The 24,710-nt window shown below is 74.0% G+C and carries 27 protein-coding genes; 11 read left to right on the top strand and 16 right to left on the bottom strand.

The genetic code is table 11. From position 1 onward, the window contains the following. Positions 1–152 precede the first annotated feature (152 nt). Positions 153–2,384, top strand: a complete 2,232-nt coding sequence (locus tag ACIPYS_RS02780; protein ID WP_159425021.1) for an MMPL family transporter — start codon at positions 153–155, stop codon at positions 2,382–2,384. 70 nt (positions 2,385–2,454) lie between these two features. On the opposite strand, the gene ACIPYS_RS02785 is transcribed toward ACIPYS_RS02780, so the two are convergent. Next, complete coding sequence (locus tag ACIPYS_RS02785; RefSeq protein ID WP_093862458.1) at positions 2,455–2,880, bottom strand: MarR family winged helix-turn-helix transcriptional regulator; 426 nt, start codon at positions 2,878–2,880, stop codon at positions 2,455–2,457. A 61-nt stretch (positions 2,881–2,941) separates the two neighbouring features. Between ACIPYS_RS02785 and ACIPYS_RS02790 the strand changes: the two genes are divergently transcribed. Continuing rightward, positions 2,942–3,580: an MBL fold metallo-hydrolase gene (locus ACIPYS_RS02790; RefSeq protein ID WP_400742205.1), complete on the top strand. Its 639-nt coding sequence runs from the start codon at positions 2,942–2,944 to the stop codon at positions 3,578–3,580. Positions 3,581–3,686: 106 nt separating this feature from the next. Beyond that, complete coding sequence (coaE, locus tag ACIPYS_RS02795; protein ID WP_400742208.1) at positions 3,687–4,280, top strand: dephospho-CoA kinase; 594 nt, start codon at positions 3,687–3,689, stop codon at positions 4,278–4,280. A gap of 39 nt (positions 4,281–4,319) precedes the next feature. Here coaE and ACIPYS_RS02800 read toward each other — a convergent pair whose 3' ends face one another. Continuing rightward, positions 4,320–5,039 carry a hypothetical protein gene (locus ACIPYS_RS02800; protein WP_400742211.1) on the bottom strand — a complete coding sequence of 240 codons (720 nt, stop codon included), beginning with the start codon at positions 5,037–5,039 and terminating at the stop codon, positions 4,320–4,322. Positions 5,040–5,116: 77 nt separating this feature from the next. Between ACIPYS_RS02800 and ACIPYS_RS02805 the strand changes: the two genes are divergently transcribed. After that, complete coding sequence (locus ACIPYS_RS02805) at positions 5,117–6,034, top strand: LysR family transcriptional regulator (RefSeq protein ID WP_400742213.1); 918 nt, start codon at positions 5,117–5,119, stop codon at positions 6,032–6,034. Positions 6,035–6,038: 4 nt separating this feature from the next. Here ACIPYS_RS02805 and ACIPYS_RS02810 read toward each other — a convergent pair whose 3' ends face one another. Next, complete coding sequence (locus ACIPYS_RS02810; protein ID WP_093862463.1) at positions 6,039–6,446, bottom strand: hypothetical protein; 408 nt, start codon at positions 6,444–6,446, stop codon at positions 6,039–6,041. 186 nt (positions 6,447–6,632) lie between these two features. Beyond that, positions 6,633–8,252 carry an alpha/beta hydrolase gene (locus ACIPYS_RS02815; protein ID WP_093862464.1) on the bottom strand — a complete coding sequence of 540 codons (1,620 nt, stop codon included), beginning with the start codon at positions 8,250–8,252 and terminating at the stop codon, positions 6,633–6,635. A 352-nt stretch (positions 8,253–8,604) separates the two neighbouring features. Here ACIPYS_RS02815 and ACIPYS_RS02820 point away from each other — a divergent pair, with 352 nt between their 5' ends. Then, positions 8,605–9,075 (top strand): SsgA family sporulation/cell division regulator, encoded by a 471-nt coding sequence (locus tag ACIPYS_RS02820; RefSeq protein WP_093862465.1) that lies wholly within the window; start codon positions 8,605–8,607, stop codon positions 9,073–9,075. Between the two features lie 87 nt (positions 9,076–9,162). On the opposite strand, the gene ACIPYS_RS02825 is transcribed toward ACIPYS_RS02820, so the two are convergent. The 4 genes from ACIPYS_RS02825 to ACIPYS_RS02840 form a co-directional block, all read right to left on the bottom strand. After that, on the bottom strand, positions 9,163–10,170 hold the full coding sequence (locus ACIPYS_RS02825) for a hypothetical protein (protein ID WP_400742217.1): 1,008 nt from the start codon (positions 10,168–10,170) through the stop codon (positions 9,163–9,165). Continuing rightward, positions 10,167–11,183 (bottom strand): hypothetical protein, encoded by a 1,017-nt coding sequence (locus ACIPYS_RS02830; RefSeq protein WP_400742220.1) that lies wholly within the window; start codon positions 11,181–11,183, stop codon positions 10,167–10,169. Before ACIPYS_RS02830 ends, ACIPYS_RS02825 begins: the two co-directional genes overlap by 4 nt. 94 nt (positions 11,184–11,277) lie before the next feature. Further along, on the bottom strand, positions 11,278–12,012 hold the full coding sequence (locus ACIPYS_RS02835) for a class I SAM-dependent methyltransferase (protein ID WP_093862468.1): 735 nt from the start codon (positions 12,010–12,012) through the stop codon (positions 11,278–11,280). 272 nt (positions 12,013–12,284) lie between these two features. Next, complete coding sequence (locus ACIPYS_RS02840; RefSeq protein ID WP_093862469.1) at positions 12,285–12,680, bottom strand: MerR family transcriptional regulator; 396 nt, start codon at positions 12,678–12,680, stop codon at positions 12,285–12,287. An 88-nt stretch (positions 12,681–12,768) separates the two neighbouring features. Here ACIPYS_RS02840 and ACIPYS_RS02845 point away from each other — a divergent pair, with 88 nt between their 5' ends. Further along, positions 12,769–14,181, top strand: coding sequence for an MFS transporter (locus tag ACIPYS_RS02845; RefSeq protein ID WP_400742225.1), 1,413 nt, complete (start codon positions 12,769–12,771; stop codon positions 14,179–14,181). A 15-nt stretch (positions 14,182–14,196) separates the two neighbouring features. Here ACIPYS_RS02845 and ACIPYS_RS02850 read toward each other — a convergent pair whose 3' ends face one another. Further along, the gene (locus ACIPYS_RS02850; protein ID WP_400742228.1) at positions 14,197–14,490 is read right to left on the bottom strand and encodes a hypothetical protein; all 294 of its coding nucleotides are present in this window, start codon (positions 14,488–14,490) and stop codon (positions 14,197–14,199) included. A 625-nt stretch (positions 14,491–15,115) separates the two neighbouring features. Next, complete coding sequence (locus tag ACIPYS_RS02855) at positions 15,116–16,201, bottom strand: DNA alkylation repair protein (RefSeq protein WP_400742231.1); 1,086 nt, start codon at positions 16,199–16,201, stop codon at positions 15,116–15,118. 408 nt (positions 16,202–16,609) lie between these two features. Between ACIPYS_RS02855 and ACIPYS_RS02860 the strand changes: the two genes are divergently transcribed. Further along, the gene (locus tag ACIPYS_RS02860; protein ID WP_093862473.1) at positions 16,610–17,068 is read left to right on the top strand and encodes an RICIN domain-containing protein; all 459 of its coding nucleotides are present in this window, start codon (positions 16,610–16,612) and stop codon (positions 17,066–17,068) included. A 358-nt stretch (positions 17,069–17,426) separates the two neighbouring features. After that, positions 17,427–18,326, top strand: a complete 900-nt coding sequence (locus tag ACIPYS_RS02865; RefSeq protein WP_400742235.1) for a DUF1963 domain-containing protein — start codon at positions 17,427–17,429, stop codon at positions 18,324–18,326. A gap of 131 nt (positions 18,327–18,457) precedes the next feature. Here ACIPYS_RS02865 and ACIPYS_RS02870 read toward each other — a convergent pair whose 3' ends face one another. Beyond that, positions 18,458–18,649 (bottom strand): DUF397 domain-containing protein, encoded by a 192-nt coding sequence (locus ACIPYS_RS02870; protein WP_400742238.1) that lies wholly within the window; start codon positions 18,647–18,649, stop codon positions 18,458–18,460. After that, a complete protein-coding gene (locus ACIPYS_RS02875) occupies positions 18,646–19,500 on the bottom strand; it encodes a helix-turn-helix domain-containing protein (RefSeq protein ID WP_400742241.1) in 855 nt (284 codons plus the stop codon). Before ACIPYS_RS02875 ends, ACIPYS_RS02870 begins: the two co-directional genes overlap by 4 nt. 225 nt (positions 19,501–19,725) lie before the next feature. Here ACIPYS_RS02875 and ACIPYS_RS02880 point away from each other — a divergent pair, with 225 nt between their 5' ends. Beyond that, entirely contained in the window at positions 19,726–20,142 is a 417-nt protein-coding gene (locus tag ACIPYS_RS02880; RefSeq protein WP_093862478.1) for an ATP-binding protein, read from the top strand. A gap of 263 nt (positions 20,143–20,405) precedes the next feature. Next, positions 20,406–20,744 (top strand): hypothetical protein, encoded by a 339-nt coding sequence (locus ACIPYS_RS02885; protein WP_231977825.1) that lies wholly within the window; start codon positions 20,406–20,408, stop codon positions 20,742–20,744. A 67-nt stretch (positions 20,745–20,811) separates the two neighbouring features. On the opposite strand, the gene ACIPYS_RS02890 is transcribed toward ACIPYS_RS02885, so the two are convergent. Then, positions 20,812–21,480: a response regulator transcription factor gene (locus tag ACIPYS_RS02890; RefSeq protein ID WP_093865191.1), complete on the bottom strand. Its 669-nt coding sequence runs from the start codon at positions 21,478–21,480 to the stop codon at positions 20,812–20,814. Between the two features lie 67 nt (positions 21,481–21,547). Between ACIPYS_RS02890 and ACIPYS_RS02895 the strand changes: the two genes are divergently transcribed. Next, a complete protein-coding gene (locus ACIPYS_RS02895) occupies positions 21,548–22,399 on the top strand; it encodes an oxidoreductase (RefSeq protein WP_400742247.1) in 852 nt (283 codons plus the stop codon). A 78-nt stretch (positions 22,400–22,477) separates the two neighbouring features. Here the strand turns inward: ACIPYS_RS02895 and ACIPYS_RS02900 are convergent, their stop codons facing one another. From ACIPYS_RS02900 to ACIPYS_RS02910, 3 genes are all read right to left on the bottom strand, one after another. Then, the gene (locus ACIPYS_RS02900) at positions 22,478–23,215 is read right to left on the bottom strand and encodes an AAA family ATPase (protein WP_400742250.1); all 738 of its coding nucleotides are present in this window, start codon (positions 23,213–23,215) and stop codon (positions 22,478–22,480) included. 62 nt (positions 23,216–23,277) lie between these two features. Beyond that, positions 23,278–23,772 (bottom strand): cupredoxin domain-containing protein, encoded by a 495-nt coding sequence (locus tag ACIPYS_RS02905; RefSeq protein ID WP_400742253.1) that lies wholly within the window; start codon positions 23,770–23,772, stop codon positions 23,278–23,280. A gap of 40 nt (positions 23,773–23,812) precedes the next feature. After that, positions 23,813–24,682, bottom strand: coding sequence for a M23 family metallopeptidase (locus ACIPYS_RS02910; protein ID WP_400742256.1), 870 nt, complete (start codon positions 24,680–24,682; stop codon positions 23,813–23,815). Positions 24,683–24,710 lie beyond the last annotated feature (28 nt).

Here is a 24,710-nt window from a genome sequence, read left to right on the forward strand (position 1 = left end):
TTCTTTATGGGCCGTATTTTTGTGATTAGGGGCTCATCGGATGCCTATGGGTGATTCGGGACCTGGGGCCTACCTTGGGGGGAGTTGCCCGATGGGTCGCTCACCCGGCCCCGCACGCTAGGCACCCCACGCATATGCGCCGTCGCTCTGCCGTGACCCCCGCTTCCCCCCTCGTCCCCGACGCCGGTACGTCCGCCGACCCCCGGGTCGCCGGACGTCTCGCCGCCCTCGGCCGGTTCTGCTACCGGCAGCGGCGCTGGGTCCTCGGGTTCTGGGCGGTCGTCCTGGTCATAGGCGTGCTGATCGGCGGCCGGGTCTTCGAGGGCACGGTGGCCGGCGCCTCCTCCGCCTCCGCCGAGGCGGACCGGGGCAGCGCGGTCGTCGCCGCCGCCGACCCGGCCCGGGGCACCGTCACCGCCGTGGTGGACGGCCGCTCCGTGGACGACACCGCGGTGCGCGACGCCGTCACCCGGGCCACCGCCGAGATCGCGGCCCTGCCCGGGGTCTCCTCGGTGGTCGACGCCTACGGCCCCGGCCCGGGTTCCGGGGCGCTCCGCTCGGCCGACGGCAACGCGAGCCTGGTCTCGGTGCGGATGGCGGACAGCAGCACCTCCGCGCAGGCCGGCGCCGTGAACCAGCGGCTGGCCGCGATCGGCGCCGAAGTCCGGCCCGGTGGTGGCAAGGTGACCGTCGGCGGGGACCTCGTGCTCCAGGACGAGGTCAAGAAGCAGACCGAGAAGGACACCCGCTTCGGCGAGATCGTGACCCTGCCGCTCACCCTGATCGTGATGGTCCTGGTGTTCGGCGGCCTGGCCGCCGCGAGCCTGCCGGTGATCGGGGCCGTCGCCTCGGTGGGCGGGGCGCTGCTGGCCATGTTCGGCTTCAGCAGGATCATGGACATCGACACCAGTGTGCTGCCGATCGCCACCGTGCTGGGGCTCGGACTGTCGATCGACTACGCGCTGCTCATGGTGAATCGTTTCCGCGAGGAACGCGGGCACGGAGCGTCGATCTCCGCCGCCGTGGAGCGGACCGCCGCCACCGCCGGGCGCACCGTCGCCTTCTCCGGACTGACCGTCGCCGTCGCCCTGTCCGGGCTGTTCGTCTTCACCAGTCCGGTGCTCGGGGCGGTCGCCGCGGCCGGGGTGAGCGTCGTGGTGATCGCGGTGGCCGCCGCGCTGACGCTGGTGCCCGCGCTGCTCGGCTTCGCCGGGCGCCGGATCAGGACACCCGCTGCGCCCGTCCCCGACGAGGGTTTCTTCAGCCGGACCGTGCGCCGGGTCCGCAAGCGGGCCGTGCTGGTCGCACTGGTCTGCACCGGGGTGCTGATGGCCGCCGGGGCGCCGTTCCTGCACGCCGAGATGCGCAACTCCGGTGCCGCCGTGCTGCCCGCCTCCTCGGCGGGCCGGCAGGTCGCCGAGACCGTCGACCAGCGCTTCCCGCAGGCCTCGGCCGCCCCGATCACGGTGGTGGTGCAGAGCGGTGCGACGGTCGCCCAGGCCTACGCGGACGACGTGGTGGCCCAGTTGCCCGGCGTCAGCGGGGTGCGGGCCGTCACCCCGGTGAGCGACACCGTCTCCACCGTCGACGTCCTGGTGCACGGCGACCCGCAGGGCGCGGAGGCCAAGCAGGTCGTCAAGGAGCTGCGCGCGGACCGGGGCGGGCTGACCACCCAGGTGACCGGCGGGGCGGCCTCGGTGGTCGACTTCCAGGACGAACTGCTCACCCGGGGGCCGATCGCGCTCGGCCTGGTGGCGCTCGGGACCCTGGTCCTGCTCTTCCTGATGACCGGCTCGGTGGTGATGCCGGTCAAGGCCCTGCTGATGAACCTGCTCTCGCTGGGCGCCTCGCTCGGCGCGCTGACCCTGGTGTTCCAGGACGGCTGGTTCAGCGGGCTGCTCGGCTTCAGTCCGACCGGCGGGCTGGAGACCTTCATCCCGGTCCTGGTGTTCGCGTTCGCCTTCGGGCTGTCGATGGACTACGAGGTCTTCCTGCTGGCCCGGATCAAGGAGCTGCGGGACAAGGGGCACAGCTGCACCCGGGCGGTGGAGCTTGGCGTCCAGCGCAGCGGTCGGATCATCACCTCGGCGGCGCTGCTGATGGTGATCGTCTTCGCCGGCTTCGCCCTCGGCGACATGCTGATGGTCAAGCAGATGGGCATCGCGCTGGCCGTCGCCGTCGCGGTCGACGCGACCCTGGTCCGCTGTCTGCTGGTGCCGGCCGCGATGAGCTTCTTCGGCGAGTTCAACTGGTGGGCGCCGCGCCCGCTGCGGCGGTTGCACGACCGGTTCGGGCTGAGCGAGCACGTCGAGCTGCCGGAGCTGGCCCCGGCCGTGCTGCCGGCGCAGCGTCCGGCGGAGGAACTGGTCGGCACGGCCTCGTAGCTCCCGGGGCGGGTGCGGCGAGGGGGCGGGTGCGGCGAGGGGGCGGGGCGGCGTCCGGGCCCGCCCGCGGTCAGGGCAGGCGGCGGAGCAGGGCGACGGCGCTGCGCAGGGTCTCGCGCTCGTCGGGGCTGAGCCGGGCCTCGATCGCCGAGGCGATCCGTGCCTCGCGGCGGGCGCGCTGCTCGTACAGGGCGGCGCGGCCGGCCTCGGTGGCGGTGACCAGCAGTTTGCGGCGGTCGGTGGTGTGCGGCTGCTGGGTGACCAGGCCGGCCTCGGTGAGCAGCGCGACCGTGCGGGCCATCGACTGGTGCCGGACGCGCTGGAGGACGGCCAGTTCGGCGACGGTGCGGGCGCGGTCGTCGCGGACCAGCAGACCGAGGACGCCGGCCTGGTTCTGCGGCAGCGCGTCGTCGGGGCGCAGTGCGCGGACCAGTTCGCCGATGGCGCCGCGCAGGTCGGCGGCGAGTTCGAGGGTCTCGGGGTGCGGGCTGTTCACGGGAGAAGCCTACCCCGAAGATCTACAGCAGAACTGTGCAGTTCTGCTGTATGTTCATCCCATGCGGATCACCAAGTTCGGACATGCCTGTGTACGCCTCGAGCACGGGGGGACGACCGTGGTCGTCGACCCCGGATCGTTCACCGACCCCGCCGCCCTGGCCGGTGCGGACGCCGTCCTGATCACCCACGAGCACGTCGACCACTTCGAGGAGGCCCGGCTGCGGGCCGCCCTGGAGGCGGACCCGGGGCTGCGGGTGTGGACCAACGAGGACGTGGCCGGGAAGCTGGACGGGGTCGGCCGGCGGGTGGTGGCGGTCGGCGAGGGCGACGCCTTCGACCTCGGCGGGATCCCGGTCTCGGTGCACGGCGAGTGGCACGCCGTCATCCATCCGGACATCCCGCTGGTGCGGAACATCGGCTTCCTGTTCGACGGGCGGCTGTTCCACCCCGGTGACGCGCTGCTCGTCCCGCCGGGACCGGTGGACACCCTGCTGCTGCCGATCGCCGCGCCGTGGACCAAGGTCGGCGAGCTCGTCGACTACGTCCGGGAGGCCGGGGCGCGGCAGGCGGTGCCGGTGCACGACGCGGTGCTCAGCCCGGTCGGCCTCGCCGTGCACACCCGGCTGATCGGCCCGGGCGGTCCGGGTGGCGCGGAGCTGCGCACCCTGGGCGAGGGCGAGAGCCTCGACGTGGGGTGAGTCTCAGGGGCCCGGGGGCCGGAGGCCGGGGCGGCGCCCGGGCCGGAGCGGGTGACCGGGCGGCCCGGGGTGACGGGAGGGCGGTCCGCGCCGGTAGCCTGACGCCATGCTGAAGATCGGACTGACGGGCGGCATCGGCGCGGGCAAGAGCGAGGTGTCGCGGCTGCTCGCCGCCCACGGCGCGGTGATCGTGGACTCCGATGTGATCGCCCGCGAGGTGGTCGCCCCCGGGACGCCCGGCCTGGCGGCCGTGGCCGCCGAGTTCGGCCCGGGCGTGCTCGCGGCGGACGGCTCGCTGGACCGGCCCGCCCTCGGCGCGGTCGTCTTCGCCGACCCGGAGCGGCTGAAGGCGCTGAACGCGATCGTCCACCCGCTGGTCCGGGCGCGGTCCGCCGAGCTGGAGTCGGCGGCCGCGCCGGACGCGGTGGTGGTGCACGACGTGCCGCTGCTGGCCGAGAACGGGCTCGGCCCGCTGTACGACCTGGTCGTGGTCGTCGACGCGGCGGACGAGGTGAGGATCGACCGGCTGGTGCGGCTGCGCGGCATGACCGAGGACGAGGCCCGGGCCCGGATGGCCGCCCAGGCGAGCCGGGCGGACCGGCTGGCGATCGCCGATCTGGTGATCGACAACAGCGGATCGCTGGCGGAGCTGGCCCCCCGGGTCGACGAGGCGTGGGAGCGGCTGGCCGCCCGTCGCTGAGCCGCCGGCCCCGGGGCCCCGGCGTGCGCCGGCCCCCGCTCAGGCCGCGGCGGTGCGGGCCACGGCCGCGGCCGCGAAGGCCCGGATCATCGGGTGCGCCCGGGTGCCGTCCCCGGCCAGCTCCGGCTGGAACAGCGAGGCCAGGAAGAACGGGTGGTCCTGCTCCGGCAGCTCCAGGATCCGCTGCTCGCCCGCGTCGTCCGCGCCGGTGAACCGCAGACCGCCCGCGCGCAGCCGTTCCAGGTAGCCGTCGTTCAGCCCGTACGCGCAGTGGTACCGCTCCACGGTGCGCGGCGCGCCGAGCACCCGTTCGGCCAGCGAGCCGGGGGTCAGCCGGACGGCGCCCTCGTGCCCCACCAGGGAACAGGTGAGCGGCACGATCACCCGGTCCGTCTCCTCCGGGTTGCTCTCGCCGTGCGCGGCACCGTCGATGCCGCAGACGTTCCGGGCGTACTCCAGCACCGCGTGCTGGAAGCCGGCGCAGGTGCCGAGGAAGGGGATGCGCCGCTCGCGGGCGGTGCGGACGGCGGCGACCGCGCCGTCCTCGCTGCGGTACGGACTGCCGGGCAGCAGCCAGACCGCGTCGAAGCCGTCGAGCGCGCCGGGGGCCGCGGCGTCCTCGGTGGGGATCCAGTAGGCGTCCAGGACGAGGTGCTCGCGGGCGGCGAGCGCGTCGAGCAGCCCCGGGATGCGGGCGTGCGAGCGGACGGCGGCGGAGCGGTCGCCGACCAGGGCCAGGCGGGAGGAGGGATGCGTCATGCGGTTATCCTGACCGCCGACGCGGCATCAGCGCCAACGATGATTGCTTACCCCTCGATCAGTGGATGTGATGGCAGATGGAGCCGCAGCAGCTGCGCACCTTCGTCACGGTGGCCCGGCTGGGCTCGTTCTCCGAGGCGGCCCGCGAACTCGGCTACACCCAGTCCGCCGTCTCCCAGCAGATCGCGGCACTGGAGGCGGACCTCGGCACCGCCGTGCTCCACCGCCGTCCGGTCGGGCCCACCGGTGCCGGTGAACGGTTGCTGGAGCACGCCTCCGCACTGCTGCTGAGGATCGATGCGGCGCGCGCCGACATCGCACGCCTCGCGGGTGCCGCGAGCGCCCGGCTCACGGTCGGTGCCACCCCGCTGGCGGTCGGAGCGGAACTGGGGCGCGCGCTCGCCGAGGTGCGCCGGGCGTATCCGGCGGTGGACCTGACGGTGCGGGTGGTGGCCCAGGACGTCCTGCCCGCCGAGGTCGCGACCGGCGAGGTCGATCTCGCGCTCGTCGACGGCCCGGCCGCGCCCAGCGACCCGCTCCCGCTGCCCGACGTCGGCCCGCTCGCCACCGTCGCCGTCGCCGAACAACCGCTCGTCGTCGCCCTGCCGGTCGGGCACCCGCTCGCCGGACGCCCCGGCCTGGCGCTCGCCGACCTGTCCGCCGCCCACTGGCTGGACGCCCCGGGCCTCGCCCCGACCGCCGCCCGGCTGAGTGCCGCCACCGGTGTCGAGGGCTACCGGCCCGCGGCCCGCTACCCGGGCACCGACGTGCGGGGGCTGCTCGCCCTGGTCGCGGCCGGGCACGGGCTGGCGCTGCTGCCCGCCACCGCCCTGGCCGGGGTGCCGGACGTGGCGGCGGTGCCGGTCCGGGCTCCCCGGCTGGTGCACCGGACGGAGCTGGTGCACGGCGCGCTGCCGGAGGGGCCCGCCGCGCTGCTGGCCCGGCTCCTGACGGGGGAGCGGGTGCGCACGGGGGCTTCCGGCCCGGCGCTGTGACGGCTCAGCCCACGATGCGGGCGCCGGGACAGCAGGGCCCCTCGACCTGGTAGCACACGTAGCGCAGGCAGCCGAGACAGACCGAGATGTTCTCCAGTCGCCAACTCTGCCCGTGGCAGGCGCAGTCGGCCCGTTCGCGCAGCAGCGCGTCCCACCCGTCGGCGCCGCCGTTGGCGGCGAAGGCCGCGGCGATGTACGCCGCGGTCGCCGGGTCGTCCTCGGTGGTGCCGCGCCGGGCGGCGTCCAGGTGCCAGCAGTAGAGGGCGAGCAACGGCCGCCCGTCGACCAGGCGGTAGCGGGCCCGGCCGTCGTCCTCCCAGTCCCGGACCAGCCGGGCGACCCGTTCGGGGAACGGTCGCGCGGGGTCGAGGAGGCGGCGGTTTCCCTGCGGCGGTGGCGGTTGGGCGGTCATGTGGTCCCCTTTCCGGGGCCCACGGTAGGGTGCCGTGCCGCGAAGTCGCCGTCCGGGGTGGGGGGTTGGTGGATCCAGGTGCAGACGGTGCCGGGGGCGGGCCGCTCCGGGCCGTCGCCCGCGGGGGCACCGGGCAGCCCCGACGGGGGCGGACCGACCGGCGACCGGCCGGTCCCAGGACCCGGACTACGCGCAGGTGGTGCCCTCGGCCGGCACCTTGTCGGCCAGCAGGTACTGGTCGACGGCCTGCTTGAGGCAGGCGTTGCCGGAGTCGTAGCCGCCGTGGCCCTGGCCCTGGAGGGTGACCTCGACCCCGACGCCCGGGCCGAGTTGCCGCACCATCGCCCCGGCGCCCTCGTACGGGGTGGCCGGGTCGCCGGTGTTGCCGATGACGACGATCGGCGCCGAGCCCGGCGCGGACACCTCGGGGAGGTCGGCGCCGCCCTGCACCGGCCAGCCGGTGCAGGAGGTCAGGCCCCAGGCGGTGAAGTCGCCGAACACCGGAGAGGCCTGGCGGAACGCGGGCAGCAGCCCCTGCACGTCGGCGGCGGTGTAGCGGGACCTGTCGTCGGCGCAGCTGATCGCCCGGTTGGCGGCGGACTGGTTGCTGTAGTGGCCCTGCTGGTCGCGGCCGGTGTAGGCGTCGGCGAGCGCGAGCAGGGTGGTGCCGGTGCCGCCCTGCATCGCCTCCTGGAGCCCGACGGAGAGGGCGTTCCAGGAGTTCGGGTTGTAGAGCGCGGCGGCGATGCCGGTGACCGCGAGGTCCTGGGTCAGCTTGCGGGAGCCGTCGGTGGGAAGCGGGGCGGCGTCGAGAGCGGTCAGCAGGTCGGTGATCCGCCGGGTGCCCTCCTCGCCGCCCTGGCCGGTCGGGCAGGACGGTCCGGCCTGCGCGGCGCACGCCTTCATGAAGTTCTCCAGGGCGAGTTGGAAGCCCTTGGCCTGGGCGAGCGCGTTCTGCTCCGGGTCCTTGGTCGGGTCGACGACGGCGTCCATCACCAGGTGGCCGACATTGCCCGGGTACTGGTGGGCGTAGACGCCGCCGAGTTCGGTGCCGTAGGAGATGCCGAAGTAGTGCAGTTTCGCGTCGCCGAGCACCTGGCGCATCAGGTCGAGGTCGCGGGCGGCCGAGACGGTGTCGACGTGGGGCAGGACGGCCCCGGAGTTCTGCTCGCAGGCGGCGACGTAGGCGGTGTTGGCCGCGTCGAGCGCGGTGGTCTCGGCCTGGTCGTCGGGCGAACCGTCGACGGCGGCGGAGGCGTCGGTGGCGGCGTCGTCCAGGCACCGTACGCCCGCGCTGTTGCCGACCCCGCGCGGGTCGAAACTCACCAGGTCGTAGCGGGCGTTGAGGTCGGCGTAGTCCTTGGCGAGGGCGGGCAGGGTGGCGACGCCGGAGCCGCCGGGGCCGCCGAAGTTGTAGATCAGCGAGCCGATCCGGGACTGCCCGCCGGTGCCGGTGGCCACGGCCCGGATCAGGGCCAGGTCGATGGTCTGCCCGTCGGGCTTCGTGTAGTCCAGCGGGGCCTTGAGGGTGGCGCACTGCCAGGGCGCGCCCGGGGCGGAGCCGTCGCCGCCCTGGGCGGTGGAGGGGGCCGGGCAGGGCTGCCAGTCGAGCTGCTGGCCGGTGAGCGAGGCCGGCAGCGGCGGGACGCCCGCGGAGGCGGAGGCTGAGGCGGAGGTGGAGCCCGAGGAGGCGGGAGCGGTGGGCGAGGCGGCGGCGGTGCCGGAGCCGCTCTCGCAGGCGGCCGTGCCGGCGGCCAGGACCGCGGCGAGGCCGAGGGCCCCGGCGCCGCGTACGACAGGGTGCATGGGGGTGGTCCGTTCCTGGGGTCGCGGCGGGGAGGGGGCGCGCGGGCCGCTGCGGGGGCGGCGGCGCTCGGGGCTGCTGCGGCGTCAGCCTAGGGACGGGGCGGACCCGGCGCGGGGCGGCGCGCCGTCGGCCTGGGCCGCGCGGGTGGTCCGGTGCGGGTGGTCCGGCGCGGAGGGAGGGACGGCAGGGAGGGACGGCAGGGAGGGACGGACGGACGCGGGGGTTGCCGAAGCCCGGGTGGCTCGTTGTTCCTGCCGTGAGCCCTGACTTTTCCGCCCGTGGCGGTTGTGAAGAAACGATTCTGCATGCCCGCGTCGCCGTTCCGGCGGTGCGCCCCACCCGGAGGCGGTCATGACGTACGACAGCCCGCGCGTCCCCGCGCAGTACGCCCCCGGTGACGGCTGCGCGGTCGAGCTCGACCTGCGGGTCGCCGTCTGCCCCGGTCTGACCGTCTCCGTCGCGGCCCGGCTGCGGTACCACGCCGCCGATCCCTACGCCGTCTTCCTCGACAACCACACCGACCTCGCCACGCCCATCACCTGGGTGTTCGCCCGCGACCTGCTCGCCACCGGACTGCACGGCTGGTCCGGGATCGGCAGTGTGTCGGTCCACCCCGGCGTGGACGAGCGGCTCGACTCCGTCTTCATCACCCTCACCGGCGAGGGGAGCAGCGTCGTCCTGCGGGCCCCCGCCGGGCGGGTCCGGGACTTCCTCGCCCGCACCGAGAGCCTGGTCCCGATCGGGCGGGAGCGCACCCGTCTCGACCTGGACGGGCTGCTGCGGAGGCTGTGCGACGGCGGCGCCGCCTCGCCCGGGCCGTGACGGCGGTCCGGTACCGCGCCGCCCGGGGCCTCCGGGCCGTGTCCTTCGGACCGCGCCGCCCGCCCGGCGCGGTCCGAAGGACACGGCCTACGGCCGCCCCGTCTCCGCGACGGTGCGCAGCCGGCCGAGGACGTCCAGGGGCAGGCCCGGGTAGCGGACGCCGGCGAGGGCGAGGTGTCCGCGGAGATTGCCGTCCACCAGTTCGCCCAGCAGGGCGGGCAGCGGCCGGTGCCGTTCGGCGGCGAGCGTCGCGACCAGGGTGTTGTAGCGGGTGACGGCGGACTCGACGGCACCCGCGCGGTCGCCGGTGGCGCGGGCCCGGGCGAGCACGGTGTTCCCGGCCGCGGCGCGCCCTCCGGCGCGCTCCTCGACGGCCGCCGACAGCAGGTCGTTGGCCAGGTACACGGCCTCCACGGTCGCCTCGGCGAACGCGTGCCCGGACGAGCCGGGAGCGGGCGGGGGCAGGGCCCGCAGCAGTCGCCAGCACTCGATGTGCGGCCGCGCGCCGATCGTCTCCGCGCGGGGGACGGGCGCCCGCCCGGGCGGTGGCGGCCCGGCGGCCTCCGCCGCGGTGGCCGCGCAGAACTCGGCGACCAGCGCCGTCAGCCGCCCGGTCGGCAGTCCGCGGTCGCGGAGGTCCGCCAGCAGGACGCGCAGTGCCCTGGCGGCCTCTCCGTCGCCGTACCCGGTGCCGGCCCGGATGCGGTCGGCCAGCGCCCGGGCCTCCTCCGGCGGGCCGTCCTCCACCAGGAAGAACAGCGCGATGTACCGGCCGACCGTCAGATGCTCGGCGGGGTCGGCGTCGGCGGGGGAGGCGTGCAGTTCGAACACGGTGGTGAACACCGCCTCCCCGGCGTGCCAGGAGGCGCCGCGGTCGCAGCCGCAGTGGGCGAGGGACTCCGTCAGCAGCGCTGCGGCCAGGGCGGGCGCGCCCGGGGCGGCCAGGACGTCCCGGAAGGGCGCCAGCAGTGCCGCCACCGCGGCGCTCCCTCCGGTCCGGGGCGTCCTGTCGGCGGTCCCGGTGGTTCCGGTGGCCCCGTCGGCGGTCCCGGCTGCCCCGTCGGTGGTACCGGTCCCGTCCTCCTCCGTGCTCACGGCCGGGCGGCGGTCTCCGGGCGCAGCGCGCGGACCGCGAACAGGGTGGTGAGGTGCGGCGAGCCGAAGTACAGCGGCAGCCGCCCGGTGCGGAAGTAGCCGGCGGCCGGCCAGGAGCCGTCCGCGAGCTGGGTCCCGGCCAGCCGGCGGCGCAGCTCGGGCAGTTCGGCGCTCTCGCCGGCGTGCTCGCCGGCGAGCACGAGCAGTGCCACCAGGAGCGGAGTCTCGGCGGTCTGGGTGGTCACGTGCCCCACCGCCCGCCGTACCGGCCCGGCGAGTTCGGGCACCACGGTGGAGGCCCGGGCGGCGGCGTGCAGGAAGGCTTCCGGGGCGGAGTAGTAACGGGTGCCGGTGCGGGGGCCGTTGAGGTGTTCGACGACGTACCGGAGGGTCGCCTCGGCCGCCGGGTGCGGCAGCCGGTGGGCGGCGCCCGGAAGGTGCAGCGCGAACAGGATGTTGGCGGCGGACACGGCGTCGTAGCGCCGTCCGCGCGCGGGACTGCGGTCGCTGTCCTCCCAGTAGGCCGGTATCGGACCGTCGTCCGGGCCTATCTGGGTGTCCAGCAACTCCCGCGAAAGGTCGTCCAGTTCGGCCGCCCCGAGCAGCCCGTGCCGGGCCAGGCCGACGGCCGCGACGGCGGTGCTGTCGGTGTCGGCGGGGAACGGGAGGCCGGGCGGGAAGATGCGGTAGCGCTGCGCCGCGGGCTCGCGGTACCGCGCGACCTGCGACGCCAGCGCGGCGACCAGCTCGCGCTCCTCGGCGCGTTCGGACCCCGGCCGCAGCAGCGCGAGCCCCCACATCGCGGAGAAGCCCTCGTCGTCCGGGTCGAAGCCGAGGTCCTCCCCGTGCGTGACGAGCAGGTGCCGGCGCGCCTCGGCGCCGCTGAGCGGGCGGCGCAGCTCCGGGTCGGCGCCGGGCCGGGCGGAGGGGAGTCCGGTGGGCCCCAACGCCCGGTGGAGGAAGCCCAGTCCGCGCCCGACGGCGTCGTCCCACGGCGTTTCGTCGGCGGACATCGCGTCCCGTCCCCTCTCGCTGCCGGCCGGCCGGTCGGCGGTGCGACCCGGCCCTGTCCACCTCCTTCCTTCCCGGCCGGGGCGCCCGCATGCCTCAGTCGGCGAGCGGCCTGCGGAACAGGGCGGTGAGCAGCACGGGCAGGCCGAAGAGCGGCGACGCGGGCCCCTGCGGGACCATCGGGCGGATCTCCAGCTCGGTGAACCCGGCGAAGATCCACCGGAGTTCGTCCGGGGTGAAGGCCAGTCCGCCGTCCAGCCGGCCGTTGCGGTACAGCGCGGTGTCCGGCAGCTCCGAACCCATGGCGCCGGCCGCGAAGCAGGTCAGCCCGAAGTGCCCGCCCGGCGCGAGGACGCGCTCCAGCAGGGCCAGGTAGCTGATCCGGCGGTGCGGCGGGAGGTGGTGCAGGCAGCCCGAGTCGTACACCAGGTCGTAGTGGGGGAGGGGGAGTTCGGTGCCGAAGATGTTGCCGTGGTGGAAGCGCGGGGCGACGCCCGCCGCCTCCGCGCGCTCGCGCGCCCAGGCGAGGGCGGTCGCGGAGAGGTCGACGGCGTCCACCTCGAAGCCGAGCGAGGCGAGGTGCACGGCGTTGCGGCCGGCCCCGCAGCCGAGGTCCAGTACCCGGGCACCGGGCGGCAGCGGGCCGGCGTCGAGCAGTGCGACGAGGTTCTCGTCCGGCTTGTCGACGAAGAACGGCCGCCCGGAGTCCCGGTCGGCGTAGAAGCCGTCCCACCAGTCGGCGGCCCGGTCGGTCCAGCGGTCGGCTTCGGGGCGGAAGAGTCCGTCGAGCAGGTCGAGGACGTCGTCGACGGAGCGGACGGTGCGGTTCAAGGGCGGGCCTTCCGGAGGGGGCGGGATGCTTCCAGCGTAGGAGGCGGCGGAGGTGCGTTCACCTCCGATTCCCGGTGCCGAAAGGGCCGTTGGGCCCTGCTGCGGCCCCGGCCGGACGGCCGCCGTCCTGGCCTGCGGACCCCGGGGCGGTCGGTCGGCCGCACCGTGCCGCAGGCCCGGGAAAGGGCGTCCGGGCACGCCGCCGGAGCCCGCCGGACGGGGGCGCCGGATCACATGTCGATCACGTTCCGGCGGCCGCCCCGCCCGCCCGGTCAGTCGCCGTCGGCCGCACCGGCGGAGAGGAGTTCGCAGTCGGCGAAGTTCATGCAGCCGCAGGCGAGGCAGGCCGCGACGGCGTCCCGGAGCCGCTGGGTCTGGCGGACCACGAGGTCGAGCTCGGGGAGCTTGCGTTCGGCCAGGGCACGCCACTGGCGGGTGGTGCCGCGCGCGGTGGAGGAGTCCAGCAGCCCCCGGATCTCGGCCAGCGTGAAGCCCGCCCGCTGGGACATCCGGATCAGGGCGACCCGGCGCAGCGCGGCCGCCGGCCAGACCCGGCGGCCGCCCTCGCGCCGGGCGGCGGGCAGCAGGCCGAGGCTCTCGTAGTACCGCAGCGCCGAGGGCCGCAGCCCGGTCTGCCGGGCCAGTTCCCCGATTCCGACGTCCTGCACGTGCGCCCCCGCCCCCGGTTCCGCTGCCCGGTCCCGCTCTCCGGTTCCGCTTGACTTCAAGCGCGCGTGAACCGCTTGCCTGGCCTGCATGATCTCATCCGCACCACTGGTCCGGCGGCTTCCCCCGGCCTACCGTCCACTGTTCGCCCCCGGCCCGTTCCGGCGGCTGCTCCCCGCGCTCGCGGTGTCCGACCTCGGCGACGGCATGAGCGCCGTCGCCGTGCCGTGGCTCGCGCTGCAACTGGCCCCGCCCGGGCAGGCCGGACTGTTCGTCGGGGCCGCCGTCGCCGCGTACGTCCTGCCCGGCGCGCTCGGTGCGCTGCTGCTCGGCCGGTGGCTGCGCGGACTGCCCGCCCGGCGGCTGATCCGGGCGGACGCGTGGACGCGCGCGGTGCTGCTCGGCGCGGTCCCGGTGGGGTGGGCGTCCGGGGTGCTGGCGCCCTGGCTGCTGCTGGCCCTGCTGGCCGGCTCCTCGCTGCTGCACGGCTGGGGCGCGAGCGCCCGGTACGCCCTGGTGGCCGAGGTGATCCCGGCCGGGCACCGGCTGGCGGCCAACGCGCTGCTCAGTACGAGTGGCTGGGTGGCGATGATCGCCGGACCGGCGCTGGCGGGGACGCTGACGGCGGTGGCCGCACCGGCCTGGGTGATCGGGCTGGACGCGCTGTCGTTCGCGGTGCTGGCGGTCGGTGCCGGACGGCTGTCCGCCGCCCCCGCCCCGGTCCCCGTCCCGGACTCCGCGCGGGACCGGACGGAGCAGGACGCCGTACCGCGCGGCGAGGGACTGCGGGTGCTGCGGGCCAGGCCGCAACTGCTCGCGCTGCTCGCCCTGACCTGGCTGTTCAATCTGGCCTGGGGCCCGGTGGAGGTCGCCCTGCCGCTGTTCGTCGGGCAGGAGCTGGCGGCCGGGCCGGGCCTGCTCGGTGCCTACTGGGCGGCCTTCGGGGTCGGGGCGGTGCTGGGTGCGCTGGCCGTCGGCATGCTGCGCGGCGGCCCCGTCCGGCGGGTGCTGCTGGGGATCGTCGCCGCGCACGGTGTCGCCCTGCTGTCGTTCGCGCCGCCCGGCCCGGCCGCGGTCTCGGTGGCCGGGTTCGCCGTGGCCGGCGTGGTGTACGGCCCCTACGGCGCGCTGTCGCTCCGCCTGTTCCAGGACCTCACACCGCCGCCCGCCCTGACCTCCGTGCTGGCCCTGCGGTCCTCCGTGCTGATGACGGCCTCCCCGGCGGGCGCCACCCTGGGCGGTCCGCTGACGGCCGTGCTGGGGCCGCGCGCGGTGCTGGTCGGGGCGGGACTCGTGATGATCGCCGTGGCCGGGTGCGCGGCCGTGGCGCCGCTCCTGTCCGGACGCCTCGCGCGCGGGAAGTCGGCGGGTCCGACTTCCGGTGCGGTGGCGGGGCCGGTCCCGTCGGCCGACCGGCGGGAGTCGGCACCCGGCTCGACCGGCGGCGGCCTGTGCCCGCCCGCCCGGTCGGGCACAGGGGCGACGGAGTCGACGGCGGTGTGATGCGGCCGCCCGCGGCTACCGGCGCAGCCGCGCGGGGTCGAGGCTCAGGGCGAAGGGGTCGTCGAGCCGGGCGGTCTCGCCGACCTGGACGAGACGGTCGACGTAGAGACCGCGTTCGAGGTGCCCGAGGCAGAGGCGTGGCGCGGGTTCGAGCTCGATGCGCCAGTAGTGCGGGATCCCGGCTGCGGCCTCCGCGTCGGCGACGACCAGGTCGGGGATCAGCAGCCCGTCGGGCACGATGACGTTGACGGTCTCCAACACCTCGAAGGGGCGTTCGAGGTGGTGACGACGGCGTCCAGGATCGCCCACAGGCGTGAGCCGGCGCGCTGATGCGGAACCCCGTGACTCGGACTCATCAGCAGCGCTCCCCCGACGAGCTCGATCCGGTGGCGGGTGTCCTCGGGCAGGGCGATGACGTCCGCGACCGTCCACGGCCCACTGTGCTCGGAGACTGCAACGCTCACGAGTCCTTCCTTCCACATGGCGCCTTCCCGCACTGTCCCCGACCGGGACGCCGGGCGGTACCGGTTCACGGCTTCGTACGGCTGACCGGCCCGGCAGACCGGTCAGGACCGGGCAGCGCGAAGCCGCAGGTGGGCGGTGCGCGCCGGTGAGCGCGGTGGTGGGCAGTCTGCGGTCCCCGGCGCACTCCGGGCAGCCTGCGCGCCGGAAGTCGGCGGGGTCGACTTCCCGCGCGCGGGCGCGGGCCGGGGCCGGTGGACAGGGTCGGCCGTATGACGGACGACGGTTTGCGGGTGGTGTTGATCGGGGGCATGTCGAACACCGGGAAGTCGACGCTCGGTCGGCTGCTGGCGGGCCGGCTCGGCTGCGAGTACCGGACGACGGACACGCCGGCTCGTGCTGGAGGGTTCGGCACTGCGGCCGCCCGAGGTGGCACGACTGACCGTCGGCGGCGTGGCCGCCCACGCGGCCGTCACAGGTGCAGGGTGAACGACCCCTCCCCGTGGCGGCTGCCGTTGACCTGGAGCTCCAGCAGGTGCAGACCGGCGTAGTAGCGCCGGGTGCTGATCGGCTTCACGGCGTGCCGCCGGACCGCCCGCAGGGTCTCGCCGGGGGCCAGGGTGCGGGTGGTCAGCTTGAAGACCTTGGGCGTCCGGCCGCCGTTGGCCTTGACGTGGTGCACGACGTAGTCGATCACCACGCTGGTGCTCTCGTCATGGGTGTTGGTCACCGCGAACTCGAACACCAGCTCCTCGCCGAGCCGGAGGTCCGGGGTCAGGACGTGCGGGCCCTCGACGGTCACCGGGGCGTCCGGACGGTGGCCGAACAGGGTGAGCGCCTCCGGGCGGCCCGCTTTGATCAGGGTCCGCAGTCCGTGCCGGACCAGCTGCGGCGTGGTCGGCGCCGGGTCGGCGAGCCAGCGGCCGGCGGCCTCGACGGCGACGGCGGGGTGGTCGCGGCTGATGTCGTTGAGGTGGTTGGCGACCGAGCGGCGCACGTACTCGGACTCGTCCCGGTACAGCGCGTCGAGCAGGGGCAGCGCGGGCGTCGGATCGGCGATCAGGGCGGGCAGTTGCGGTGCCCACGGCAGGCGCGGCCGGGTGCCTTCGCTGGCGAGCCGCCGGACGTGCGGGTCCGGGTGGGCGGTCCACGAGGTGATGGCGGCGAGCGCGCGGGCCTGGTCGGCGCGGAGGAACGGTCGGACGGCGCTCTCGGAGGTGTGCCGGGGGGTGAGCGCGGCGAGCAGTGCGAGCGCGGGTTCGAACGCGTCCAGGCCGCGGACGGCGACGGCCTCGCCGACGGGGAAGGTCATCCACCCGGTGAACTCCGCGTCCCGCAGCGCCTCGTACAGGATCCGCTCGAACTCCGGGTAGCCGGACGGGAGGTCGGCGAGCACGGCGTCGCGGATCGCGGTGACGCGCTCGCGGAAGCCGAGCGGGTCCAGGGCCGCGCGGCAGCGGTCGAGGGCGTCGGTGGTGACGCCGGGGCCGGTGCGGGCGAGGCAGCGGGCGAGCGCGGCGACGGTGTCCGGGGCGATCATCTCGGCGGCCGTGGGCACGGGGTGGCCTCCTGGTGACGTGCGGGTTTGCAGTGGCTGTTGAACGGTACGCGGTGGGTCCGACAACGACCGGCCACGCCCGGCGTCGCCGGATCCGGCCATGTTCGTGGTCGAAGACTTCGGGTGCCGAATGATCTGATCTGCGGGCCTTGTCCGCTTTGTGTTGGCCTTGCCATGACATCCCCGTATCGGTGCGGTCTGTCCAGCGCCGATCCCGGGAATGTCCGGTGATATCCGCGGATGTACCGGCAGGAATTGTTCCGTTCCTGCCCGAGAAATCCGGATCACCCAGTTCCAGGTGGCCGAAGCTGGACATGTCCGGAGATCCGGAGGTCCATGGAAGGGATTCTGCGGATAAGTTCGACGTCGACCGGTCAGACGGGCCGGTCGACATCGGGAGGAAATGCGATGAAGCTCGTCAAGCGCACCGCTGCCCTTGCTGCCTCGACGGCCGTCCTGGCCGGCGGCCTGACGTTCCTGTCCACCGGGCCGGCCAGCGCCGCTTCCGGCTACGTCACCCTGACCAACCTCGCCACCAGCCGTGTCCTGGACAGCAACGGCAACGGCAACGTCTACACCCTGGGCGCCAACGGCGGGTCCTACCAGGTCTGGTGGGCCAACGACGAGGGCAACGAGACCTACACCTTCAAGAACCTGGCCACCGGCCGCTGCCTCGACAGCAACGGCGACGGCAAGGTCTACACGCTGGGCTGCAACGGCGGCAACTACCAGAAGTGGGTCAAGAGCTGGGGCGGCAACGGCTCCTTCTACCGGAACGTCGCCACCGGCCGTTACCTGGACAGCAACGTGAACGGCGACGTCTACGCCATCGGCGGCAACGGCGGCAACTACCAGAAGTGGAACTGATTCCCGATCGGGGCAATGGCCTCGTGAACGGAAGGCCCGTCCAGTAAGGGAATGAAGAACGCCCTCCCCGGCGCCTCAATCTCCGGGGAGGGCGTTTTCGCGCGCAATGCGGCGGGGCCCGGTACGGGAACCACCGCATTCCGCGCGGGGCTGCGCACCCGGGCGGCCGGGCCTGTACCGGTTCTGTTCGGGTTGTCGGTGGGACGTGATCGAATCGGAGCCACGGACGCCGAGTCGATTCGGCGTCCGGCCGAGTCGGTACGTGATCGGGCTGACCGGTGCCCGGAAACGGGCTCCGCTCCCGCCGAGCCACCCGTGGCGACTCCACCGCCCCGCACACCGCACCCCGGAGACGACGATGGCCCGCACGACCCCGCAACGCCCTGTGGATGTGGAGCAGCTCTTCCCCGAACTGGCGCCGCTGCGCCGCGAAGCGATACGCCTCCACCCCCGAGCCGGAAGCCCGTCGCCGGCCGAGAGCTCGGTCGGCGGGCCGCTGCTGTGGCCCGCCGACGAGCCGTGGCCGATCTGTCCGAGCACGGATCACCCCGGGGAGTGGGGCCAGCCGGGGACGCAGGGGCCGGTGCCCCTGGTGCCCGTGGTCCAGATCCACCGCCGGGACGTCCCTCAGCTCGACTTCCCCGCCGGGACCGATCTGCTCCAGGTGCTCTGGTGCCCGTTCATCGTCGACTCCTGCCCGGAGCCGACGCCCCGGGTGATCCGGCGGAGTTCCGGCACGGTGGGTCCGGTCCTCGACGCCGTGCCGCCGACCGTCGCCACGGCGCCCGAGGACAGCATCCCGGCCCCGTGCGTGCTGCATCCCGAGCCGGTGGCCGACTACCCGAGCTGGGACATGCCGGAGGAGGTGAGCGAAGCGGTGGGCGTCCGGATGGAGGAACTGAAGGCCCGCACCGGCCTGTGGTACAGCTACCACCTGGCCGAGGCCCCGGGGATCAAGCTCGGCGGATACCCGAGCTGGACCCAGGAACCCGGCTGGCCGGACTGCCCGACCTGCGGGCGGACGACGGACCATCTCCTGACGGTGAAGAGCTGGGAGTACGACGGCATGTCGTACCGCACCTGGCTTCCGTTGGAGGACCGTGACAGCGAGACCGGCGAGGAGCGCCGCGACGCCACCGGGGGCCGCGCCGCGCACAGTCCCGCCCGGGTGATGTTCGGCGACGCGGGCGGCGTGTACATCTTCGAGTGCAGGTCGTGCCCGGACCGTCCGGTCGACCACCGCTGGGACTGTTCCTGAGGCGGCGCGACCGGTGATGTCAGTGCGGGTGGGCGGGAAGTCGCCGGGCTGCGTTGGCAGGTACGACGGGGTCCCTCCTGGAGGTCGTGGTGTCGGCGGCTCCTGCGGTGGTCGCAGGAGCCGCCGAGTGTTCACGGCCGGGTGGGGAGTTCGCCGGTGTTGATGGCGGTGATGAAGGATCGCCAGGCGGCGGTGGTGAAGGTGAGGGCGGGTCCGTGGGGGTCCTTGCTGTCACGGACGGGAACTATGTCCGGAATCTCGTCGGCGACCTCGACACAGTCGCCCTGACCATTGCTGTAACTGCTCTTGCGCCACTGCTTCATCGCTCGTACTCCTCTGCAACTTTCCTCAACCAAGTGATGGATTTCTCGGGCTGTACTGATGCGGCCATGAGGCGAAGGAACGTGTCGTCGTGTCTCGCGACCTCGGAGGGCCGTTCCGCATAGGTGCTGCTCGTTGTTGCCTCGGAGTAGGCCACGCTGCCGGGGATGTCACTGAACGACAGGACCGAGAACGACGAGCCCATGGCCGCGTGCGCACCTGCCGCGAACGGAAGAATCTGGATGGTGATGTTGGGTCGCTCGTCGGCCATGGTCGCGAGATGGTTCAACTGCTCAGCCATGGACGAGTCGTCGCCCACGGGGCGCCGGATCACGGCCTCGCCGATGATGGCCCAGAACTGGGGTGGATCCTGTCGATCAAGGATCTGCTGGCGATCCATCCGGAGAGCCACACGGCGCTCGATCTCGGGTGTGGACTCCGTTGGATTCATGGCTCGGATGACGTGCCTGGCGTAGACCTCGGTCTGCAGGAGTCCCGGGACGAGCTCGCACTGGTATGTGACGATCTTCGTGGCATCCGACTCGAAGCCGACGTAGGCCCGAAACCAGTCGGGCAGCGCATCGCCGTAGGCGTGCCACCAACCCTGTTGCCGGCTCTGCCTCGTGAGTTTCAGGAACTGCTTCACCTCTTCGGGTGAAGTAATCCCGTAGTGCGCCAACAGCTTCGCCGCGTCGCGCTCTTGTAGTGACACGAGGCCACTCTCGATCCGGCTCAGCTTGGAGGCGGACCAGCCGAGCGCGGCGGCCACGTCCTTGGCGCTCATGTCGCGTGACGAGCGCAACTTGCCAAGCTCGCCGCCGAGCCTACGCCGCAGCACGGTCGGACTGCTCACTCGTCACACTCCCTGCCTGTTCGGGTCCTTGCATAGTCTGCCACCCCTCTTTGAGCCTCAACCATGATGGCAGAGGCTGCAATTGCAGCTGAGATGCGCTTGCACGCAACAGGCCGCGAGGTGCACACTACACGAAGTGACGATCTGGACCGTCTGAGTGATCAAGCAGCCGGTCGCCGGGCATTCCCATGCCCCAACTCCCTGCACGCGGAAGGTGAATCCGCCATGTCCTCCTGCAACTCCTCTCCCTCTCCCTCCTCCTCCCTCTCCACCTGGCTGCCGCGCAGCCGGCGCTCGCCCGGGGAGGCGCGGCGGCTCCTCGAAAACCTGCTCGCCGACGCCCCCGGGGGCGAACGCTTCTTCGATGCCGGGCAGTTGCTCGTCAGTGAACTCGTGACGAACGCCGTCCTGCACGGCACGCCGATGGGGCGCCGGATCCACCTCGTCATCGACGTCGACCGGTGGCGGCTGCGGATCGAGGTGCACGACGCGCGCGGCGAACGGGGGCCGGTGCTGCGGGCGGCGTCCGGTGAGGACGAGTCCGGGCGCGGCCTGGTGCTCGTCAAGTTGCTGGCACAGAGATGGGGTTGCTGCCCCCGCGAGGGCGTGGGGAAGATCGTCTGGGTGGAGATCGCGCCGTAGTCCGACGACGAAGGAACGACGGATTCCGGCCGTTGGGACGGTGGTTGGTGCACGGCTTCCACGGAACGGGTGACCCGTCAGGCTCGTGACGCGCCGCGCGCCCCGGTCTGCGGAGGCGAATCGGCAGCACAGGGCCGCCCTGACGACAATTCCCCTGTCATATGCGGAACTTCACACTCCCTCCCTATATTCACCGAGGCACATCCCGGCCGCGGGTCTCAGCGGCACGTTCTGTCACCACCGACAACGAGGACGGAACCATCGTGCGCAGGAACACCAAGAGGATCAGCCTGGCCGGCTGTCTGCTGGCCGGCGTCGCCGCGGCAGCGGTCGTGACGGCGCCGGCCGCGAGCGCGCAGACCAGCTCGCCGACCCGGCTCGACAGCATCAACTGCAGCACCGGCACCTTCGGCTCCGACGGCAACCAGTGGTACTACAACATCTCCTGCTCGGCCACCGGCACCACCAAGTGGTGGGTGAACATCAGCTGCACCGACAACTCCACCCGCACCGCCGGCCCGTACACCACCTTCCAGAACGTCCGCGTGTACTGCCCGCCGAACACCACCCCCAAGCAGGGCTGGGTCAGCTACACCCCGTGACGCCGTGACCGACCGTGCCGCCGCCCCGGCTCGGGGGCGGCGGCGCGACCGGGTCGCACATCGACGGCTACGCCCGGCGCAGCCCCAACTCCCCCGCGCGCAGGCCGGCCTGGAAGCGGGAGTCGGCTTCGAGCCGGGCCATCAGTTCGGCCACCCGCCGCCGGTAGGTGCGCAGCGAGACGCCGAGCCGCCGGGCCGCCACCTCGTCGGTGAGCCCGGAGGCGAGGGAACGCAGGATCGTGCGGCCGTCCGCGTCGAGGTGCGGGACGTCGCCGGACAGGTAGACGTCGAGGTCGACGGCGCTGTCCCAGGCGGCCTGGAAGAGCGCGTGCACGCCGTCGATCAGGGCCTGCGACGTGGTCACGGTGTACTCGCGGCCGGCCGGGTTCTCCCGGCCCGCGAGGATCATCACCCGGCGGTCGATGAGGATGGTCTCGTGCGGCAGCGGTGAGCCGCTGATCCGGACGAGGGCGCCCGCGGCCTGCACCACCCGGAGGTGGACGCGGGCCTCCTCGTCGGCGAGGGCGACCGGGCTGAGGAGCTTGCGGGTGGTGAAGCCGGGCTCGGCGGCGTCCCGCATCCGGGTCCGGATCGCGGCCCGCGCCTCCGGCCGGGACCAGGTGCGGAGGTCCCTGGCCGCGCACAGGAACTCGGTCCGTGCGGACTCGAAGAGATGGCCGGCGCGCGCGATCAGTTCGGCGTCGCCGTGGACCGAGAACACCTGGTCGTTGCTCATCCGTCCAGTCTGGCAGCAACTGGCCACGGTCTCGCCGGGGTTCTCGGCGGCGGACAGCATGGGGCGCATGACGACCACGACGACCACGACATTCCTCCTCGGCGGCGACCTCCCTGTCAACCGGCTCGGCTTCGGCGCGATGCGCCTCGCCGCCGGCACTTTCGACGGCCCGCCGCGGGATCCGGCGACCGGCATCGCGGTGCTGCGGCGCGCCGTCGAGCTCGGGGTGAACCACATCGACACGGCCGGCTTCTACAACCGCGGCGCGGTGCGCGCGAACGAACTGATCCGCCGGGCGCTGACCCCGTACCGGGACGACCTGGTGATCGCCACCAAGGTCGGCCCGCTGCCCGGTCCGGACGGTGTGCCGACCGGGAAGGCGGGGCCGGGCGAGCTGCGCGGCCTGGTGGAGGCGGACCTGCGGGCCCTCGGGCTGGACCGGCTGGACCTGGTCTACCTGCGGGTGGGCGGGCTGACCGGGCCGGACACCGAGTCGATCGCGGACCGGTTCGCGGCGCTCGCCGAGCTCCGTGAGCAGGGGCTGATCCGGCACCTGGGCGTGAGCAACGTCGACGCCGCCCAGCTCGCCGAGGCGCGGGCGGTCGCGCCCGTCGCGGCGGTGCAGAACTCGTTCGAGAACGGTCCGGGGCTGCTGGCCACCTGCGAGGCGGCGGGAATCGCGTACGTGCCGTACTTCCCGCTCGGCGGGGGCCTGGTCCCGCTCGACCGCGAACGGCTCGGCCGGGTCGCCGCCCGGGTGGGCGGGACCACGTCGCAGGTGGCGCTCGCCGCACTGCTGGCGGAATCGCCGTCGGTGCTGGCGATTCCGGGCACCGGGTCGCTCGACCACCTGGAGGAGAACCTTGCGGCGGGCGGTCTCGCGCTCGGTGCGGAGGACCTGGCGGAGCTGCGCGCCTGAGCGGGGGTGCGACTGCTCCTCGGCGGCACGACCTGCCCTCGGCGGCACGACCGGCCTTCGGCCGCCCGGCAGTACGGCTCAGAGCAGGTGCCGCAGGTACGCCTCCGGGCGTTCCAGGTAGCGGCGCCAGTGGTCGACGATCGCGAGGTCCTTCCATGCGGTCTCCGTGATCCCGTGCTCGCCGACCTCCAGGACCGCCGCGCCCGGCACGGAGGCCAGGATCGGGGAGTGGGTGGCGCAGACCACCTGGGCGCCGTTGCGGCCCAGTTCGGCGAGCAGGGCGACCAGGCGCAGGCTCGACGTGAACGACAGCGCCGCCTCGGGCTCGTCCAGCACGTAGAAGCCGGGCTCCCGGAACATCGACTCGAACACGGTGAGGAAGCCCTCGCCGTGGCTCATCAGGTCGGTCCGCTCCTCCCAGTAGCCCGGCCAGCCCTGCTTCTCGTCCATCATCCGCATCGCCGTCTCGGCCCGGAGGAAGAAGCCGCGCCGCCTGGCGCGGGGGCCCGAGGCCATGGCGAGGCCGCGCGGGGTGTACTCCAGGCTCAACCGCTCGCCGAGCGCGCTCTTCGCCCGCGGCGAGGCGTAGCGCGAACCGCCGCGCCCGCCGTAGGAGTCCAGCCCGAAGGCCTCCGCCACCGCCTCGGCCAGGGTCGACTTGCCGCTGCCGTTCTCGCCGACCAGGAAGGTGACCGGCGCGGGAAGCGTCACTCCCGCCCCGAGCAGCGCGCCGACGCACGGCACCGTCCAGGGCCACTCCTCCCGCTCCTCGGTACCGACGAGCTGCGGGTGGACGCGTATGCGTTCGACGATCATGGGCGGGCCTTTCCTGCGGGCAGTGCTCTCCCGAGGCTAGGCGGTGGGTCCGACACGAACGGTCACTGGACGACGAGGGTGCCCGTCATGTTCGGGTGGACGTCGCAGTGGAACGGGTACGAGCCGGGGGTGGTGGGGGCGGTGATCGTGGCCGACCTGCCCTGCTCCAGCAGACCGGTGTCGAACGCGCCGGCGTTGGGCGCGATCGCGGTGAGGGTGTGGCCGGCGGAGTCCTGGTTGGTGACCGTGATGCTCGTGCCCGGGGCCACGGTGAGGGTGGCGGGGCCGAACGTGAAGTCCTTGATCGTCACGGTCACCGCCCCGGCCGGCGCGGAGGAGGCGGAAGCGGAAGAGGCGGAAGGTGAGGCGGTGGGGGAGGAAGCGGCCGGCGAAGAGGCGGCCGGCGAGGAGACGACCGGTGAGGAGGAGCCGCCCCCGCCCCCGCTGCTGCTCGAACAGCCGGCGGCCCCGACCAGCAGCCAGGCCGACATCACGGCGGCGACGGCGGTCCGGGAAGCACGGGAAGCACGGAACGAACAGAACGAACGGCGGGTCATCAGCGGCTCCAGCCTCGCTACCTGCGGTGATCCGCCCACGCTAGAGCGCGCCGGTCGGCCCTCCCAGCGGGCGCGCCGGGCGGGCCGGGCGCGCGGTGAACGTGGTGGCGTCCTCGGGCACTCCCGAGCGGTCCGCCCCGTCGTCGTCCCGGTAGTCCCACCGGAACGGCACCCCGCGCGCCAGCTCCGGGTCCGGCCCGTCCATCAGCTGGAAGTGCAGGTGCGGTTCGGAGGAGTTGCCCGAGTTGCCGCAGTCGCCGATCCGCTGCCCGGCCCGCACCCGGTCCCCGACCGCGACGCACGGTGAGCCCCGGCGCAGGTGGGCGAACCCGGCCACCACCCCGTCGCCGAGGTCGAGCAGGACGAAGTTGCCCCAGAGGTGCCGCGGCCGGCCGAGGCCGCGGACGAAGCCCTCCAGGTAGAGGTAGCCGAACGCGGGCAGCGAGGCCCGCGACCAGTGGTCCCGCATCCGCGTCTCGACGGCCACCACGGTGCCGTCGGCGGGAGCCAGCACCGGCCGCCCGAAGGACGGGTAGCGCTCGGGGCGGTGGCCGAGCGGTGCGAGCGGCCGGAACGGCGGACCTTGCGGCTCGCCCGGGCCGGGCGCGAGGACGAGGTCGATGGCGTAGGTCTGGGCATGGCTGTGGGTGTGGCTGGGGACCTTGGTGGCCGGGCCGTTCAGCGCGGACCAGCGTCCCGCGACGGGCACGGCGACCGCGACCGGCTCCCGCTCGCCGCGTGGCCGCTGCCACCGCACCAGCGACCACCGCAGCACTCCGCCGACGGCCAGCAGCGCGACCCCGGTCAGCCAGAGGGCGCCCACGCCGCCGGTGCCGACCAGGGCGTTCAGCAGGATGCAGAGGGTGCCGGCGCCGAAGACCGGGCCGTGGTACTTCCGTAGGGCCGACAAGGGCGGTGTCCTTCCGAGAGGGGAGTGC

This window comes from Kitasatospora sp. NPDC089913 (assembly GCF_044748625.1).
Taxonomy (GTDB): domain Bacteria; phylum Actinomycetota; class Actinomycetes; order Streptomycetales; family Streptomycetaceae; genus Kitasatospora.